Origin of the sequence: Parabacteroides distasonis ATCC 8503 (genome assembly GCF_000012845.1) — a bacterium.
In the GTDB taxonomy this organism is placed as follows: Bacteria; Bacteroidota; Bacteroidia; order Bacteroidales; family Tannerellaceae; genus Parabacteroides; species Parabacteroides distasonis.
Window position 1 is genome coordinate 3,951,725 of the sequence record NC_009615.1, and the last position, 17,202, is coordinate 3,968,926.

Here is a 17,202-nt window from a genome sequence, read left to right on the forward strand (position 1 = left end):
AGTTGTAACTTATTAGGGTGCAAAGATAGAGAAATTTATAACTAAAACGATATAGCTATGAAACAATTATTATTAATTCTTGCGTTTTTACTTCCGCTTTGCGCTTATCCCCAGTTAAAAGAACCGTTTAATGGACCGGAGATTACATCGGATAACCCTTGGACGGGTGATTTAGATTGCTTTGTGATTGAGAACGGATGGCTGGTCTCACGTGCGGATCCTACCCGGAAAAGTGTTTCCATAGAAACTCCTCTCGTTTATTCCGCTACAATGGAATGGGAATTTGAGATTCGGATGGATTTCAAACCAAGCGATCAAAACCATATCCGGCTACATGTTTATTTAGATGATCAGAGGATGCTTGGATTAAAAAACGATTATTATGTCCAAATCGGCAGTAATAAGAAAACGATAACTTTTCGGAAACATACCGCAACGGAGAAGAATCCAAAGATCTTAATAGAGAAAGCGCTCGATGTCTTGTTGGGAGCCGTGGATTTGAAAGTGAAACTTACTTTAGAAAATCATAAGATATGGAACTTATATGTGCTAGAGAAGGGTAGGTTTGTCTTGATAGGTAGTTGTGAGTCTGAAGTTTCTTCTTCATGTAAAGGGGGACAACTACGTTTTGAATGCCGCTATTCTAAAACTCGAGTAAATGATTTTGCGTGTAACTACATCATTATATCCGATAATATCTCGATCGAACCAGAGAAGCCGGATACTCCCGAAAAGCCAGAAGAACCCAATGAGCCCGATGAGCCGTTGGTTCTTCCGCGGCTTCTTGCTATCCAACCGATATCCGAGTCTGTTTTCCAATTACAATATAATCTTCCGGTGGATATCCGTGAGGCGATATTCTCTATATCGGGTATCGGTAATGCCTCTCGTATGACCTATGCGGATGATATGCGGATCCATGTGAATATCAGCTTTGATAAGGAGTTGGAGGTTGGTATGGGTTATGATTTGTTGTGCTCGGGGTTAATGGATCTTGAGGGAAATAAGATTCCGGAGAGTTCTACCGAGATTCGGTTAGAATATGAAGAAGAGCCCGACGCTCCGGAGGAACCAGAAGTGCCGGATACTCCTTCTTTCCCCGCCGGTAGTATCCGTATTAATGAGGTGATGGCTGATCCGAAAGGACAAAAGGCTTTTCCGGAAACGGAGTATGTGGAACTTTATAATACGACGGATAAGGCTATAGAGTTAAATGGTTGGTCATTCTTATATGGTAGTAAGCCAACGGTATTGACAGCTTTGCTCTTGGATGCGGATGGGTATGTCGTGCTTTATCGGTCCGGTAGGGATATACATATTGATGATGCGGGGCTGGATCTGCCCTTGGATAAATTCCCGGCGTCGTTGGTAAACACGGGGAAGGAGCTTGCTTTATTCGATCCTTCCGGTAAGGAGATCGACCGGATTGCCTATGAGAAAGCGAAAGTCGGTATCGCTTGGGAACGTTCTGAAACCGGCTTTCATTTATCAACGGATGAGCGAGGAGGCACGCCGGGTTCCGCGAACTCTTCTCCTGACGATGAACCAGAAGATCCAGATCGTCCGGACACTCCCCATAAACCGGGTATCCCCACGGACATTATAGTCTTACCCAATGAGATCGTTTTTAATGAGTTGTTGCCGAATCCTTACCCGGAAGGGAGTGAGTATATCGAGCTTTATAATCGTTCGGACCGGACATTGCCTTTGGCCGGACTGTCTGTTGCTACTCGTAAATCCGATGGTACATTGAGTTCGCATTATCCTTTATCTTCTATAGTCTCTCCGGTAGAACCACAAGATTATGTGTTGCTGACTAAAAGTATGGGAGGAGTGAGCGATTTTTATCTGATATCTTCGCCGGATGCTTTGCATGAATTAAAACTTCCGGTCTTGGCAAATACCTCCGCTACGTTAGTCCTGTTTCGTACAGAAGATGAGGTTATGATCGATGAGATTCGTTATTCCTCTAAATGGCATGCCCCATCCGTGAAAAACGAGAAGGGGATTGCCTTGGAGCGGATTAATCCTGATAGCGATACGCAGGATGAGATGAATTGGACCTCGGCTTCGGCCACGGCGGGATACGGTACGCCCGGCTATCGGAATTCCCAATATGGAAAGCAAGATGAAGGCGAGGTCACGGGCATAGAGTCTCCCGTTTATTCTGAGGCAACGAAGGAATATACGATCTCCTACCATCTTGATGAATCCGGCTATACCTGTCGAGCCTGGATATTTGATATCTCCGGAAGGCATATCAGTGAGGTGGTAAATCATGACTTATTAGGGATAGAAGGTGAATTGGCTTGGAACGGCCTTGCGGTGAATGGTTCCAAGGTGAGAACCGGCGTTTATATTTTCTATGCGGAACTTGTTCATCCTCAAGGACAGGTAAAACGATATAAGGAAGTGTTTTTAGTGAAATAAGTTCATTTGTGAAATAATATTAGTATTTTTGCTATGAGTAACTATAACGGTAACATTGAAAAAAGAAAAGCGGCTCAGGATTTAATGAAGAACAGAAGAGAAAATACTTTAAAGTATTTCTTCGATTTGTCAAAATTAACTTTTGCCGCTCTTGTATTGGGAGTAGGAAGCGCATTATTAAACCGCTGGAAGGATACGAGAGATATCATGCTGTGACCTCCTATATTCTGGTATTCTTTATTTACTGGAACGTTTATCGCTACAGTATTTGCTTTGATTGGGTATAAATTATTAAAATAGAGAAATATGTTATTAGCAGTATTCTTTACGGTTATTTCTATAATGGCGGCAGGTTTCTTGATATTCCTGTATACCCCTCGTGGTAAACGCTGGCTAAGAGATGAGTTTTAATCATTGATATACATCTTTATACCACTCAAGATCCTTGTACCACTCATTTAGTTTGGGCAAGGCTTCTTGGGGGACGTAGATAGATAGGCCGCTATATTTATTGACCGGCAGATAGCTTCCATACGGATACGGATAAGCGTAAACTGCCTTGGGTGTAGTAGCCTTGTAAATAACCGCCTTTTCCATGCTCCGCTTGAATGCGTTATATTGCTCTTCCGTGGCCAGACGGCTCACGTAATCATCAAAATCATATAAGGCATGATAATTCGGCGTCAAATACTCCATGATCTGCAATTCGCTAACGGGTACGGCGAAAAGATCACTTTCCGTCTTATCATGGAATAGGGTACGGCAAGTAGCGGCCAATTCATCCAACTCATCGCTTTTCATGACCGAGATCGTTCCTGCCTCACTTTGATAATACGTATAAAACTTTGTCGCTATCCCCACCACATCAGCTTCTTTTTTGAACATATCCCCCATGATCGTTTGATAGGGGAAACCATTGGCCAGTATCTCCGTGGGCGAGCCGATAATATAATCCGCGCATCCCCGGAAAGCGTAAGCTACCTCGGCGCACGACATATAACAAGCGTCGAACAAAATAAAATCAAAATGATACTTCGATAAAGCGGAGGCCAAATCATTGATCTCCATGAAATTATTCTTCCCGTCTTGCCCGAAAGAACGCAGATAGCTATAGATATCCGAAGGTAGCCATCCCGTTCCGTGACTCCACAGCACCAACCCGTAACTATCCGCCGGATATTCCTTTTGTACCTTGTCGATTATTTGCGTCAGCGTCTCGGTAGAGGCCGAGTTCTGGTTCGAGGCGTAGGTCTCGAGCACGATCTGCCGGATGGTATCCGCTTCCAGTTTTAATTGGAAAAGCTGGGGAGCCTCGTTCTGCTTATCCGTATAGATCAACAAATTACCGTTGTTCAATCCATCTCGCTCAATCCCTTCCTTTATCGCCCTCAGGTTTTGGCTCACGTATCCACTCAAGCTATTATCTCCTGCGAAATAGATAAGAACCGTACGAGGGGCGGTAGTAGGGATAACGACCTCCTCTTTATCGCAAGCGACAAACGAAAGGAGTGACAGGAGAAAAATCACGATATATTTAGCCTTCATGAGTCATATTCTGGATTTATCTTGCAAAGATAACGTTTTCCGTTTGTAAATCGTGGATATTATATAAGTTAACGTACGAATGAACTGATAAATATTATCTATATTTGTACGGTTTTGTCTCTTAAATAAACAAACCTAATGAACCGGGAGATATGAATAAACTATATTTACTGTTAGTATTTCTTTTGCCAACTTTTATAGATATTCAAGGACAGGTCGTGGCCGTGAAGACCAATGTGCTTTATGACGCGATCACTACGCCGAACATAGGGGCGGAGGTCGCTTTCAACAAGCATTGGTCCGTTGAGGCATCGGGGTATTATAACGGTTGGACATTCTCGAGCGATAAGTCATTTAAGCATTGGATGATACAGCCCGAGGCGCGTTACTGGATACACGAGCGTTTCAACGGACATTTCTTCGGGGTTCATGCCCAGTATATAGATTACGATTTCGCCGGTTTGAAGCTCCTGTATGGGATGGAGAAAAAGAATAGTTATAACGGTAACGCTTATGGCGGCGGTATCTCTTATGGTTATCAGTTATACGTGTCGCCCCGTTGGAACGTGGAGTTCACGGCGGGTTTCGGATACTTGCATTTCGAATATGATAAGTACGCTTTTCCTAGAGGAGATGCGCCTATCGGCAAGTTCCGCAACGAGTATTGGGGATTAACAAAGGCGGGTATCAGTATCGTTTACATCATCAAATAAAGAGATAAATCTATGAAGACATTCATTTATATATGCTTGTATATATGCTTGCTTGTGATCGGCCTTGTTCTTCCGGCAGGAGCGCAGGTACCTATACAATCTTACCGGGGGCAAGTCTCCGTGAAGCAAAACCGCATCGAGCGGGAGGGCAACTCCTTGCGTCTAGACCTAACGATCAGTGTCTGCGGACTCTCCGTGGGACGATATCAAACCCTGTCCTTGATGCCGATGTTGCGTAGCGACAGAGATTCCGTAGTCATGGCCCCGGTAGTACTAAACGGGGTAAACAAGCAAAAAATGTTCGACCGTACCTTAGTTTTCGAAGGCAAGAAAGCCGCCGATGGCGACGCTTATACGGTAATCAAGAACACCCCGGAACTGATCCGTGAAATCCCCTATGAACTATCTATCCCATACCAGCCATGGATGAAGAACGCCGCGTTGATATTGGTTGGGGAGTTGGATAATTATGAAGGTGCGCCATTACGAACATTCGTAAACGTATTGACAGAACATTTGGACATTCCGTAAAATGGTTTTTAACGCATTCCGTTATCCTGTAAGTACTGTCGAATAAGCGTAGGCGGTAGACTTGGGTATGGGCTTGTGCCTGCAATGTGTTCTGTATCTTTCGCTATGTTTCGGTGTTGAAAAATAGCTCGATGCCATATTCGTACATTTCTTGTACTTCTGTGTCACTGGCTCTTTTCACGAAAGTTTCCCCATTCCTGAAGTCAACTAGGTAAATGGCAAGTTCGTCACTCGGTAATTCCAGAAAGTCGTTAACCACATAAGGACTGTGTGTCGTTATAAAAAACTGGTTTCTGTCCGATTGGATAATATCCTGCGTTACCTTTGATATGAAAGGAGGGTATGAGTGGGCTTCCGGTTCTTCAAAAACTAATGCGGACTCACTGTTACTTTCAATAGCCGCTTTGTAGAAAATCATACGCTGCAGGGTATCGGCTATGGAATGAAATGGAATTAAAAATATCTCTCCCGGTTTCTTTTCTTTCATTACTTTAATCTCCTGGCTATTGGTATCGAAGACATATTTCAAGCCATAGTCGTTGAAAATAGTTCTTAATTCTTCTTTCAACTTGGGCATCATGGAAACAATATTCATCAAATTGCTTCCTCCCGGAGGTAATAGGAAAGGGATCGGTAATTTCTCCTTATCGAATGCTGGTGGATAGAGATAGCATTTGAAAGGATTTGCAGGTTTTCATATTTTCGGATTATGTTAAAGATTCCATATTCTGAAAAACAATCTATCCATGTGTATGTTTTCTTTTAAAGAATATGAATCAATAATTTGATTATCATGAAGATTTTAATAATAGTTACTAGCACAGGGACTTTTGCCAATGGGAAACTCGCGACCGGATTATGGCTTAGTGAGTTTACTCATATCTATCATAGTGCAAAAGAAAGCGGCTATGACATAACGGTAGCCAATCCGAAAGGAGGTTATACTCCCATTGATCCCGAAAGTTTAAAACCAATTTTTTTAGATGAAATGTCCGAAAAGTATTGGGAAAAGCCAGAATTCAAAAAGCTGTTGGATCATGCAAACAGTTTGGATAACCTGTTGGAACAACAGTTTGATTGTGTCTATTTAGCCGGCGGACACGGTGCGATGTATGACTTTCCTGACAATGAAGCTTTAAAGACTATCGTAAGGAAACAGGATGAAAGTGGGAGGATAGTGTCGGCCATCTGCCACGGGGTCAGTGGGTTGTTGAATGTCAAACTATCCAATGGCGAATATATGATTAAAGGCAAAAAGCTGACGGGATTCAGTTGGTTTGAGGAAAGTCTTGCCAGAAGAAAAGAAGACGTGCCTTTTGATCTTGAAGCGTTGTTGAAAGAGAGAGGAGCGGATTATGAAAAAGCATTGATACCTATGACTTCAAAAGTAGTTGTAGATAATAATCTGATTACTGGGCAGGACCCGTTCAGTTCTAAAGAAATGGCGAAGGTCGTTATGCGGCAATTAAATAAAGCACAATAATAAATGGCTGAAGTAATCAGCTGGGAATAAATGTTTAATTCAAATCAGTATCATTATGAATTTAGATGAAGTCCTTCATCATCGTCGTTCTGTACGGGTGTATGATAAAGAAAAACCAATAGATACGGAAAAGGTAAAACATTGTTTGGAACTGGCTACATTGGCTCCTAACAGTTCTGATATGCAATTATGGGAATTTTACCATATTACAGAACCTGAATTATTGGCAAAAATTTCAAGGGACTGCCTTGGTCAGAAAGCGGCTTCTACCGCTTCACAAATTGTCATTTTTGTGGTTCGGCGTGACTGGTACAAGAAACATGCGCGATTCGTACTCAATTTTGAACGGGAGAACATTCGTCGTTACAGTCCTAAAGAACGTCAGGCCAAACGTATTAAGGATCGGGAAATATATTACGGTATATTGATGCCTTTTGTTTATGCCCGGTTCTTCGGTATTCTCGGATTGCTCAGGAAATTGTTGGCTAATATAATCAGTATTTTCCGTCCTATGATGCTTGAAGTTTCCGAGAATGACATACGTGTGACAGCCCATAAATCCTGTGCGCTTGCCGCACAAACGTTTATGATTGCGATGGCAAACGAAGGCTATGACACGTGCCCTTTAGAAGGGCTGGACAGCCGTCGGCTAAAAAGGACATTGAAACTACCTCATGGTGCTGAAATAAACATGGCTATTCCTTGTGGGATACGGGATGGAAATAAAGGCATTTGGGGAGAACGTTGCAGAGTACCTTTTGAAGATGTTTATCGTAAACTTTAAGGCCTCCTTTTTTAAGGCTGGAATTTTCACTCACAAATAAAAAGTACAAATATCAAGTATAAGTGGTAGATGTTGTAGATGTTCGCATGAGCCGTTAATTCCCTATCTCGCAAAAATAAGTGACTTGTATCCATTGGCCATTCTGAAAGTGGATAAGTTGAAGGACGGCCCGATGGCTGTTGATGGTGAGGTTGGCGGTAATCTGCTCCGTGGAGAATGAGTGGTGAGCGTATTTGGCAGTGTGGTTGATGATCTTGTTGGCATACGTCTCTTTTCCTTCCTTTTCCCACGTGAAGATAGCGCGATCGAAATCTAGCGTGAAACGATCATGGAAGGTGTTTCCTTTCCATGTCTGACCCAAGGGCTTGACGCCTTGTGGAGTATCAACGCATTCTGTTATCCGGCAAGTGTTGTCGGATAAATGTAGGTGATAGACTTGGGCATGGGCTTGCGTGGCAAGCAGGAGCCATAGCGACAAGACGGGTAACAGGAGGATCGTCTTCATTTAATGGATAAGGGCAACCTGTCTCCATCGGTTGCCGGGCTAAAAATACAGAAGCGTGGAAACTATTGATATTACCGCATTGAGGCTCTCGACTGCCCTATCCATGTAATAAACAATAGCCCACGCCATGCTGTTATATCGTCCAGAGCGATTACTGGTAAATATAGCACCGACGTGAGCGTTCATTGTCTATTATCCATGGATATGAAATTGTCGAGATTTCAATGCGGGATAATATCTTTAAACGCTCTTCGTTAACTTATGTCCTCCTTCAGTGACCTACGCTTAGATATGAGGGATTATCGCAAATATAGGAAGAATAATTGATATCCGTATGCTATGTGGGGAGAAGTTTCCTCGCGGATTGACATTTTGACAAAATGTAAACGGAAGTCCGTGAGAGTCGATTATTTCGGGCGGATGTACGTCTCGCTTCCAAATACGCAAGAAAAAAACAGCAATTGTTTAGTAGACAGACAGATGTTGGAAAATGGCCTTTTATTCTAGCGAAATTAATTCATCGTAACTCATGGTTTGCCGGGTGTTTGGGCTATTCCATAAGGTTACGATAGGGTTATAATAAGGTTATAACGCCTTTCTCATTAGGTTATAACCCTATTCTTAGCTGCTTACGATGCCCAACGTGACCATATGTGTCGCCTAACGCGGCCTTTCGCGTTGGCTTTCGCGACCTATTGTGTGTGAAAAGGGGGGCTTTCGAGGGGTAAAAGGCGGTTTATGGGGATGCCTTTGGTGTTGTTTCGTGATTCTTGTTGATAGAGAATGTCACGGAATATAGCCTATATGAGTCAAAAAGATAGGGTAGTGTGTGTTTAGTTAACAAATAGAGTTTGTGATATATTTGACAGTGGAGGTTTAGCTTTTTATGTTAAATAAAATCTTATCCTCAAATGAACCAATGTGATTCATTCAAGGATAAGATTTTTATTTAAACCAGTTTTGATACCGGCATACGGTTGATGATTTTATAAATCTATATTCGCTCCAAATTGACCAACGCTAGCTGTTAATTGAACAGTCTCTAATGAGATTGTTAGGGTATATGTGTATTGTTGGTTCATCACCCAATTGCTTTTGTCATCTAAAACAATTGCTTTTGTGTTAGAAATCGTTTGGGCTGGATTAGTGTAAACGAGATCATAGGCTATTTCTATAGTCTTGCCTTTCATGTCTTGTGGGATCATAAGTAATGATTCTCCTATGCTGTCTGCGGTAGTACTTGCTATCTCTTTGCCATTAGTCTCTGAAACTGTATAATCATTTGTTGCTGCATCTTCGGTTGCCCATGTACCGGCAGTCAAATCTGCAGGAATTGTAAATGTACCTTTATTCTTGACTCCATTGATTTTTATACTTTTGACTTTAATAGTTACGCCAGAATAGGATGCTTCACCCAATTTTGCTTTAAACGAAATTTTGGAAAGTCCGTGCTGGAATACAAAAGGAACGCTTGTGGCATCTGTTGTGGTGTTTGTAATTCCATTGATTGCTGTTCCATTTTTATCATCTTTAGTGGCAGCCTTAACTGTTGACCACATGAAATCAACCTGTTCTGTAGCATCGTTCTTCACAGTAAAAGGAATTGCTGTTGCACCATCAGTTATTGTAGGGGCAGTTGTCAAATTCGGATAATAAGCTACAAATGAAACAGGGTTACCTTCTGGCCAATATTTCGTGTTGGTATAGGTCCAAGTGGAGCCATCTGTTGTACTAATAGTCTCATTACTCATGAAGTTTGCTTCGAAAGTTCCATCGCCATAATATGCTGACACTCCGAATTTATCATCCTTAGCAAAGGCTGATTTATCTAAAGCCTTCGTCTGTTTCCCCACATAAGTCCCGAAAGTAATCGCATTATCACTCTTAGACACTAATGTATCAATTTCATCTTCGCTTGAGCAGCCAGCCAATACTACTAGGCTTAATGCTGCAATGAATAAATTTGTCTTCATAACGCTTAGTCTTTTAATGTTGTTTTATGTTGTTACTATTTATTATTCTATATCTATGCGGGGAGCACGATATCTACTTCATCTCCCCAATTGTCTATACTTGCGTCGAATCCTCCTTCGCCGCCATTAGTTGCCGGCTTTACGTTTGGCAATTCCAGCGGAATATCCTCGGGAGTTTCCTCCTCGTCCGGATCGGCTCCGGTACCCAGCACCACTTTCACCTCTTTCGTCTCATTATTGATCGCAGCACGTGGAGCTATATCATATTGCTTCGTAATGACCGTCTTGTTATCGACCAATAAGATGGAGAGCGTAAGCAAATTACCGATCTCGTCCGTGGCCTTCGATGTGACGTTTGGTCTGCCGAGTGTCAAGTAAGAGCCGGATAAGATACCATCGGTCGTTGAGTTCTTGTGAAAAGTCTTTTCCGAGAAGTCAACGAGTTGCGTCGCTATGCTACTCCCAGTCTTACTGTTGGCTATCCAATATGTATCCGCCATCCCTTTAATCGATCCCCTCGCAGTCCGCACGTTGTGCAATCCTTTTATCTCTAAGGACAGATGGGTCGTGAAGATTACCTTCTCGGGCCGGCAAGCCAAGGAAAACTCCTTTCCCTCCTTAAGGTTCGCCCGTACCATCTCTTGCGTCACCTCAAAACCCTCCAATGTAGCTACCGCTAAAGGTTCCGGATCGTAGATCAGCCGCTCTCCCTCGGTGGGCGTGTACCAATCGCTTTCCGTCGTCTTCATCACGATCCGCAGGGTGCTGTATTGATCTTGACCCTCGATCGTGAGATAACTGTATTCTTCGGCCGCTTGGTTAAATACCACTACGTTATAGATCCCTTTCCTCAATCGCACCTCGTCACCCGTGACCATGTTGGTAAGGAAACGGCTTGGCTCCCCTCCATCGACCGGGTAAAAGAGCACGGTCATACCATCCGGGTCGATACCGCAAGGACCCCAATCTATGTCGAGGCGCACCGCGCAACGGTCTACATACTCGCCGATCATAGTCTCTTTCGAGCATCCCACCAATCCCATGACAAGCGAGATCAAGATGATAAATAACCGGCTCTCTCTCATCGGATACTCGTTTTCTTTAGCCCGTTGATATTGTTCGCGCTCCCTTTCCTTTCATTGCTTAGATTCAAGGAACTATCCTTCGATAGGAAAAACGGCGACAAGGTCAATTCCTTATGCTTCTCCGTATCCCCCTCAACCTCTACCGAACGGATCGTGGCGACATATAACGGGATCACCTCGTCTTGACATGCCTCCAGATCCTCTAGAGAGGAGATATATGCTTCCGCTTCCTCGAACTTCGACATATTACGAAAACCTATGTTTTTCGCGTCGTAATTGAAAACCAATACATTATATTTATCCGGTGGTAAGAACAGGGTGATGCCATTGGCGTTCCCATCCGTCTGTATCATCGGCCCGCCCTCCGACGGGTAGATACAATAGCGAAGTTTCTCCGGTACCGGGGAACCTGCTACCACGCTATCCCAACGAAGGGTGCAAGTGATGTAGCCCGTGCCTCTTTTCTCCGGTTCCTCAGATCTCTCGCAACTACATTCCAGCACCATGCCGATAATGAATAAAACCGCGATAGAGATCTTTAAGATAATACTTGTCTTATTGTACCTATACATTTTATTTATCTTTGAAAATCAATTATGATTGATCTTCTGGACGCAAATGTATAGGGAATGCTAAAGGGGAGAATTGTTATTTTTGTCCAAAGAGTTGCAAAAGTTGAGAGATTTTAAAAAAATCATTGAATATTATGTATTTTCATCCTTTAGAGAACGGACAGAGCGGGGAGATTGGCCGAAATTAGCCCTGCAGAAGTGCGAGAAGTTGGAAAGCGACTCAAAGCCATACTTGTAGCAAATCTCGGATATGGAAAGCTCTGTCATGATAAGGTCGTTATGAATGTCTTGGCATTTGCGTTTCAGCATCCATTGATAAGCGGGCTCTCCAAACGTATCCTTGAAGATACGGCGGAAGGTGGGTACGCTGTAGCCTCCCAATTGGGCGAAGGTCTCCACGTCTTTCGCCTTCTGGTAGTTCTGCATCACGAAATACTGGAAACTGTGGCTATACCGGTAAATCGGGGCGTAAAAGGCGGCTAGCTCCTTGATGGGGTAGTAGCAGTTCAGCAAGTAGACCATCTCCGAGCGTTTGGCTTGCATCAGTCCGGAGCATCTTAAATCATCGTTGAGGTAAAGCTTCATGCCCTCGATGAAGAGTTGTATCGGCGGGACCATCGTCATTACGATGGGCTGCTGGCGTTCGTTCTCCACGATGGAGATGCCTTTGTTGAAACGATTGTCGCATATGTTTTGCGGACGCTCGAAGAGATAGATGATACATTCGGTGTAGTCGAGTACCTTGCACTCCACTTTCGAGCCGATCGGTTGCAACACGAACTGTCCGCCCCTGAACGTGGTGTCCGGGTGCTCCTCGCTGTTCAGCCAGATCTCTCCCTTGACTAGGAAAAAGACCATGTTCTGCATGCATCTTGTCTGAGGGATCACGTACCCTTTCGGATAAAGACGATACTTGAATATGTCCCTCTGGTAGAAACTACAAGAGGAACAGTCGGTATATTTGGTGCAGCGATGGTCGGTTAACATATATTGTTGTCTTTATAATTTTACTTTCTTTGTCTTGCCCTCGCTCTCGTTGTGAAAGCGATCTACGGCGGTCACTACATAGCGATATTTTACCTTTCCTTTCTCGTAAGGCATCAAGTAGCCGGTTTCCCGGGTGATAGCCACGATCTTCGAGGGATCGCTCGTGTCTATCGGCTCCTTGTCGTTAAAGCGATAGATCACGAAATAGGAGGCTAGCTCCGGATTCGTGGGGCTTTGCTCCGCTTGCCAATGTAACAAGAAGCCTTTAGGTGTCCATTCGGTCTTTAGCTTGCTTACGTCTTTTGGCGGACGGTTATGCATATGGGTATAGGCCGGGATAAGGGCCGGGTAACGGTGGTAGTTCCGTTTCAGGCTGTCGGCTACGCCCTTGTTGTTCCATAGAATCTCATTGGCGGGCCAGAAACAATTGCCGCTCACGTGAGGCAAGGCACGCTCGTAACGCATCTTGCGGGTTAATTGGTCCGCTTTCATGGTGCGGGCCACGTCTTGCCCGATATATAAATGACCTCCGTTGGCGTTTTTGTCCCACCATTTGATAAGCGTGATGTAATCGGCCGCCGGGTGTCCGATCTCCCAATAGATCTGGGGGATGTTATAATCGATCCAACCTTGCTGTACCCAATAGGTGATATCGGCGTAGAGGTCGTCGTAGTTTTGCAGACCGTTGGTATTGCTACCCGATCCGTCTGCGGTGCTTTTCTTGTTGCGGTAGATGCCGAAGGGACTGATACCGAAGCGTACCCAAGGCTTGGTGAGCAGGATGGTACGTTTCAATTCCCGGATCAGGGTATTCACGTTCTCCCGGCGCCAATCGTTCCTTTGCGCCTCGCTGTATCCTTTTCGCAAGCCGTATTTCCGGAAGCTGTTATCATCCGGGAAAGGCATACCCGCCGCGGGATAGGGATAGAAATAATCGTCCATATGGATAGCGTCCACGTCGTAACGGCCGACGATATCACGCACTACCCGGCAGATAAACTGACGGCTTTCCGGCAATCCCGGGTCGAAAAGGATTTGTTTATTATAGGTGACAAACCATTCGGGATGCTTATGATAGATGTGGGAATCGGCGAAACGGGTGTTTCCCGCCGTGCTCGCCCGGTAAGGATTCAACCAAGCGTGAAACTCCATGTTCCGTTTATGGCATTCTTGGATCAGGAAGGCCATCGGGTCGAACTCACCTGCCGGGGCTACGCCTTGCTCTCCGGTGAAGAAGCGGCTCCACGGCTCGATATCGGATTTATAGAAAGCGTCCGCCTCGGGGCGCACCTGAAAGATGATGGCGTTGATGCCGCATGCTTGCAGGTAATTAAGCTTGCGGATGAAGTCTTTTTTCATCCGGGCGGGAGTCATATCCTTGTATTCGCCTTGAAAAGCGGTCTGTATCCATGCTCCCCTAAACTCTCGCTTGGCCTCCTTGCCCGTACTCGTAGCCGGACGAGGCTTCTCGCGAACCGTAGAACATGAGGTTATCGCACAAAAGAGAATCGCTACTAAGAAGCGAAAATATTTAATGTACATGGGTGCCTTGCTGTGTTTGTCTATGAAATTTTCAACAAATGTAGAAGATTCCCTGTAAATATGAAATATTTCACCCTTGTTATTTTATTTACTTGGCAGTAGAGACGAGGCACACCCTGTCTAACTGTGTGAATTAGTTCGATGAAGATAGGGCAGAATCGGTTAGTTTTGGCTATCTTTGCGTTAAAGAAAAAGATAAAGGTAATATGTCTGAGAGCAATTCGATTTTCATCAAGGGGGCACGTGTCAACAACTTGAAAAATATAGATGTAGAGATTCCGAGGGACAAGCTGGTGGTGATAACCGGGCTGTCGGGGAGTGGAAAATCATCGTTGGCGTTCGATACCCTTTATGCGGAGGGACAGCGTCGGTATGTAGAGAGTTTATCCGCTTACGCCCGCCAGTTCTTGGGGAGGATGAGTAAGCCGGAATGCGACTATATTAAGGGAATACCGCCGGCTATCGCTATCGAGCAGAAGGTGAATACCCGTAATCCGCGTTCCACGGTCGGTACATCTACCGAGATTTATGAGTATTTACGCTTGTTATATGCTCGCGTCGGGAAGACGATATCGCCGGTTTCCGGCACCGAGGTGAAAAAACATCAGGTGAGCGATATTGTCAAGGAGGTCATGCGATACCCCGAGGGGACTCGTTTTGCCGTATTCGCCCCGGTTGTCTTGCCGGAAGGCCGGGATATGAAGGAACAGCTGGAGATCTTGCGGAAAGAAGGATATGCCCGTCTGTCGGTGAATGATACGGTATATCGTATCTCGGAGGTACTGGCCAGCGAGGAGTTGCTGTCTTACCCGATCGAGTTGTTGGTGGACCGCCTGACGGTATCGGACGATAAGACCTTGAAAAGCCGTTTGGCGGATTCGGCCGAGACCGCTTTCTTTGAGGGCCATGGTACCTGTTTGATTCGTATTTATACGGAGGAAGGGGTAGTCGTGAAGGAATTCTCGAAGAAGTTTGAGGCGGATGGCATGATATTCGAGGAGCCTACCGATATGATGTTTAGCTTTAATAATCCGTTGGGCGCTTGTCCGACTTGTGAGGGGTTCGGTAAGGTGCTGGGCATCGATGAGAATCTGGTGGTGCCCGATAAAAGTTTGTCTGTCTACCAAGGAGCCGTGGTTTGCTGGAAAGGTGAGGTGATGGGGGAATGGCTGAAAGACTTTATTGTGAAGAGCGAGAAATATAACTTCCCGATCCACCGCCCGTATTACGACCTGACACAGAAAGAGAAGGATTTGTTGTGGCATGGGGCGAGAGGTTTACACGGCATCGACGATTTCTTTAAGTTCGTGGAAGAGAATCTTTATAAGATACAATACCGGGTGATGCAAGCCCGCTATCGGGGAAAGACGACTTGCCCGGTTTGTAAGGGGAGCCGCTTGAGGCCGGAAGCGCTGTATGTGCAAGTGGGCGGTAAGAATATCGCCGAGCTGGTGACGATGCCGGTTTCGGAGGCAAAGGCTTTCTTTGATCAACTGGAACTGGACGAGACGGATGCGGCGATCGCTAAACGTTTGCTCACGGAAATCAATAATCGCTTGCAATTCCTGTTGGATGTGGGGTTGGGTTATCTGGCTTTAGATCGCCTCTCGGCCTCTTTATCCGGAGGAGAGAGCCAACGTATCAATCTGGCTACCTCGTTGGGTAGTAGCTTGGTGGGTTCGTTGTATATTTTGGATGAGCCGAGTATCGGTCTGCATTCCCGGGATACGGATTTGTTGATCAAGGTATTGCGACAGTTGCAAGCCTTGGGGAATACCGTGGTCGTGGTGGAACATGATGAGGAGATTATCCGTGCGGCGGATTATATCATCGATATCGGTCCGAAAGCGGGGCGTTTGGGGGGTGAGGTCGTTTATCAAGGCGATGTGAATAACCTCCGGAAATGTAGCGATAGCCATACGGTACGTTATTTGACGGGAGAGGATCAGATCGAGATCCCGCCTTATCGGCGTCCGTGGAATAATTATATAGAAGTGACAGGGGCTCGGAAGAATAACTTAAAGGGTGTGGACGTGAAGTTTCCTTTGAACGTGATGACGGTGGTTACCGGCGTGAGCGGTTCGGGTAAAAGTTCCTTGGTTCGTGATATTTTCTACGAGGGCGTGAAACGCCATTTGGATGATGCCGCTCGCCTGACCGTAGATTGCTCCGGTATCAGTGGAGATTTGAATATGATTCAGGCGATTGAGTTTGTAGACCAGAACTCGATCGGAAAGAGTTCTCGCTCGAACCCTGTGACGTATATCGGCGCTTACGATGAGATCCGTAAACTATTCGGTGAGCAGCCTCTTGCGAAGCAGATGGGATATAACGCCGCTTATTTTTCCTTTAATAAAGAAGGAGGTCGCTGCGAGGAATGTAAGGGCGAGGGCAAAATCACGGTAGAGATGCAGTTTATGGCGGATATCACCTTGGAATGCGAGGCTTGCCACGGCAAACGCTTCAAGCAGGATGTATTGGATGTAGAGTATCAAGGCGCTAACATATACGATGTGTTGGAAATGACCGTGAATCAAGCGATCGAGTTCTTCGAGAAAGGTTCCGGCTCCCAAGAGAAGAAGATCGTGAAACGCTTGAAACCGCTGCAAGACGTAGGTTTGGGCTATATCAAGCTGGGACAGACTTCCTCCACTTTATCCGGTGGTGAGAACCAACGTGTGAAACTGGCTTATTACTTAGGCCAAGAGAAGCAGCAACCTACCTTGTTCGTTTTCGACGAGCCTACGACCGGTTTACATTTTCATGATATCAAGACTTTGTTGAAAGCTTTCAATGCCTTGATCGAGAAAGGTCACTCCGTGGTAATTATCGAGCATAATATGGATGTGATCAAATGTGCGGATTATGTGATCGATTTAGGACCGGAAGGCGGAAAGGCCGGCGGGCAGTTGGTTTGTGCCGGCACACCGGAGGAGATAGCGGCTTGCGAGGCATCCTATACCGGAAGGTTTTTAAGGGATAAGTTATAAGGAGACGATATAAAAAGACAAATGTAAATAGCTCCTGCCCGAATATTCGGATAGGAGCTATT

At 45.1% G+C, this 17,202-nt stretch carries 15 protein-coding genes; 7 read left to right on the plus strand and 8 right to left on the minus strand.

Features of this window, described 5'->3' with window-relative positions:
• The first annotated feature begins 57 nt into the window (after window positions 1-57).
• Window positions 58-2,430 carry a lamin tail domain-containing protein gene (locus BDI_RS16320; protein WP_011967245.1) on the plus strand — a complete coding sequence of 791 codons (2,373 nt, stop codon included), beginning with the start codon at window positions 58-60 and terminating at the stop codon, window positions 2,428-2,430.
• Window positions 2,431-2,463: 33 nt separating this feature from the next.
• Window positions 2,464-2,646, plus strand: coding sequence for a hypothetical protein (locus tag BDI_RS16325; protein WP_041525610.1), 183 nt, complete (start codon window positions 2,464-2,466; stop codon window positions 2,644-2,646).
• A 195-nt stretch (window positions 2,647-2,841) separates the two neighbouring features.
• Here BDI_RS16325 and BDI_RS16330 read toward each other — a convergent pair whose 3' ends face one another.
• A complete protein-coding gene (locus BDI_RS16330; protein ID WP_011967246.1) occupies window positions 2,842-3,975 on the minus strand; it encodes a clostripain-related cysteine peptidase in 1,134 nt (377 codons plus the stop codon).
• 152 nt (window positions 3,976-4,127) lie between these two features.
• On the opposite strand from BDI_RS16330, the gene BDI_RS16335 reads away from it, so the two are divergent.
• Window positions 4,128-4,688 carry a DUF3575 domain-containing protein gene (locus BDI_RS16335; protein WP_011967247.1) on the plus strand — a complete coding sequence of 187 codons (561 nt, stop codon included), beginning with the start codon at window positions 4,128-4,130 and terminating at the stop codon, window positions 4,686-4,688.
• A 12-nt stretch (window positions 4,689-4,700) separates the two neighbouring features.
• Window positions 4,701-5,219, plus strand: a complete 519-nt coding sequence (locus BDI_RS16340) for a DUF3868 domain-containing protein (RefSeq protein ID WP_011967248.1) — start codon at window positions 4,701-4,703, stop codon at window positions 5,217-5,219.
• 103 nt (window positions 5,220-5,322) lie between these two features.
• Here BDI_RS16340 and BDI_RS16345 read toward each other — a convergent pair whose 3' ends face one another.
• A complete protein-coding gene (locus tag BDI_RS16345; RefSeq protein WP_226769947.1) occupies window positions 5,323-5,796 on the minus strand; it encodes an AAA family ATPase in 474 nt (157 codons plus the stop codon).
• A 216-nt stretch (window positions 5,797-6,012) separates the two neighbouring features.
• On the opposite strand from BDI_RS16345, the gene BDI_RS16350 reads away from it, so the two are divergent.
• Both BDI_RS16350 and BDI_RS16355 read left to right on the plus strand, forming a co-directional pair.
• Window positions 6,013-6,702 (plus strand): type 1 glutamine amidotransferase domain-containing protein, encoded by a 690-nt coding sequence (locus tag BDI_RS16350; RefSeq protein ID WP_005859928.1) that lies wholly within the window; start codon window positions 6,013-6,015, stop codon window positions 6,700-6,702.
• Window positions 6,703-6,757: 55 nt separating this feature from the next.
• Complete coding sequence (locus tag BDI_RS16355; protein WP_011967249.1) at window positions 6,758-7,486, plus strand: nitroreductase family protein; 729 nt, start codon at window positions 6,758-6,760, stop codon at window positions 7,484-7,486.
• 94 nt (window positions 7,487-7,580) lie between these two features.
• Here the strand turns inward: BDI_RS16355 and BDI_RS16360 are convergent, their stop codons facing one another.
• The 6 genes from BDI_RS16360 to BDI_RS16385 form a co-directional block, all read right to left on the minus strand.
• On the minus strand, window positions 7,581-7,991 hold the full coding sequence (locus BDI_RS16360) for a hypothetical protein (protein WP_005863355.1): 411 nt from the start codon (window positions 7,989-7,991) through the stop codon (window positions 7,581-7,583).
• A 986-nt stretch (window positions 7,992-8,977) separates the two neighbouring features.
• Window positions 8,978-9,964 carry a fimbrillin family protein gene (locus tag BDI_RS16365; RefSeq protein WP_011967250.1) on the minus strand — a complete coding sequence of 329 codons (987 nt, stop codon included), beginning with the start codon at window positions 9,962-9,964 and terminating at the stop codon, window positions 8,978-8,980.
• Between the two features lie 53 nt (window positions 9,965-10,017).
• Window positions 10,018-11,049 (minus strand): DUF5119 domain-containing protein, encoded by a 1,032-nt coding sequence (locus BDI_RS16370; protein WP_011967251.1) that lies wholly within the window; start codon window positions 11,047-11,049, stop codon window positions 10,018-10,020.
• Window positions 11,046-11,621, minus strand: coding sequence for a DUF5119 domain-containing protein (locus BDI_RS16375; RefSeq protein ID WP_011967252.1), 576 nt, complete (start codon window positions 11,619-11,621; stop codon window positions 11,046-11,048). Before BDI_RS16375 ends, BDI_RS16370 begins: the two co-directional genes overlap by 4 nt.
• Before the next feature lie 132 nt (window positions 11,622-11,753).
• Window positions 11,754-12,608 carry a helix-turn-helix transcriptional regulator gene (locus BDI_RS16380; RefSeq protein ID WP_005859912.1) on the minus strand — a complete coding sequence of 285 codons (855 nt, stop codon included), beginning with the start codon at window positions 12,606-12,608 and terminating at the stop codon, window positions 11,754-11,756.
• A 12-nt stretch (window positions 12,609-12,620) separates the two neighbouring features.
• A complete protein-coding gene (locus tag BDI_RS16385) occupies window positions 12,621-14,150 on the minus strand; it encodes a glycoside hydrolase family 10 protein (RefSeq protein WP_011967253.1) in 1,530 nt (509 codons plus the stop codon).
• Between the two features lie 206 nt (window positions 14,151-14,356).
• Here BDI_RS16385 and uvrA point away from each other — a divergent pair, with 206 nt between their 5' ends.
• Window positions 14,357-17,140: an excinuclease ABC subunit UvrA gene (uvrA, locus tag BDI_RS16390; protein WP_011967254.1), complete on the plus strand. Its 2,784-nt coding sequence runs from the start codon at window positions 14,357-14,359 to the stop codon at window positions 17,138-17,140.
• Window positions 17,141-17,202 lie beyond the last annotated feature (62 nt).

Bases quoted from the DNA above. Each gene is read 5' to 3' on its own strand.
- BDI_RS16320 (WP_011967245.1), top strand. From the start codon at position 58: ATGAAACAATTATTATTAATTCTTGCGTTTTTACTTCCGCTTTGCGCT.
- BDI_RS16325 (WP_041525610.1), top strand. From the start codon at position 2,464: ATGAGTAACTATAACGGTAACATTGAAAAAAGAAAAGCGGCTCAGGAT.
- BDI_RS16330 (WP_011967246.1), bottom strand. From the start codon at position 3,975: ATGAAGGCTAAATATATCGTGATTTTTCTCCTGTCACTCCTTTCGTTT.
- BDI_RS16335 (WP_011967247.1), top strand. From the start codon at position 4,128: ATGAATAAACTATATTTACTGTTAGTATTTCTTTTGCCAACTTTTATA.
- BDI_RS16340 (WP_011967248.1), top strand. From the start codon at position 4,701: ATGAAGACATTCATTTATATATGCTTGTATATATGCTTGCTTGTGATC.
- BDI_RS16345 (WP_226769947.1), bottom strand. From the start codon at position 5,796: ATGCCCAAGTTGAAAGAAGAATTAAGAACTATTTTCAACGACTATGGC.
- BDI_RS16350 (WP_005859928.1), top strand. From the start codon at position 6,013: ATGAAGATTTTAATAATAGTTACTAGCACAGGGACTTTTGCCAATGGG.
- BDI_RS16355 (WP_011967249.1), top strand. From the start codon at position 6,758: ATGAATTTAGATGAAGTCCTTCATCATCGTCGTTCTGTACGGGTGTAT.
- BDI_RS16360 (WP_005863355.1), bottom strand. From the start codon at position 7,991: ATGAAGACGATCCTCCTGTTACCCGTCTTGTCGCTATGGCTCCTGCTT.
- BDI_RS16365 (WP_011967250.1), bottom strand. From the start codon at position 9,964: ATGAAGACAAATTTATTCATTGCAGCATTAAGCCTAGTAGTATTGGCT.
- BDI_RS16370 (WP_011967251.1), bottom strand. From the start codon at position 11,049: ATGAGAGAGAGCCGGTTATTTATCATCTTGATCTCGCTTGTCATGGGA.
- BDI_RS16375 (WP_011967252.1), bottom strand. From the start codon at position 11,621: ATGTATAGGTACAATAAGACAAGTATTATCTTAAAGATCTCTATCGCG.
- BDI_RS16380 (WP_005859912.1), bottom strand. From the start codon at position 12,608: ATGTTAACCGACCATCGCTGCACCAAATATACCGACTGTTCCTCTTGT.
- BDI_RS16385 (WP_011967253.1), bottom strand. From the start codon at position 14,150: ATGTACATTAAATATTTTCGCTTCTTAGTAGCGATTCTCTTTTGTGCG.
- uvrA (WP_011967254.1), top strand. From the start codon at position 14,357: ATGTCTGAGAGCAATTCGATTTTCATCAAGGGGGCACGTGTCAACAAC.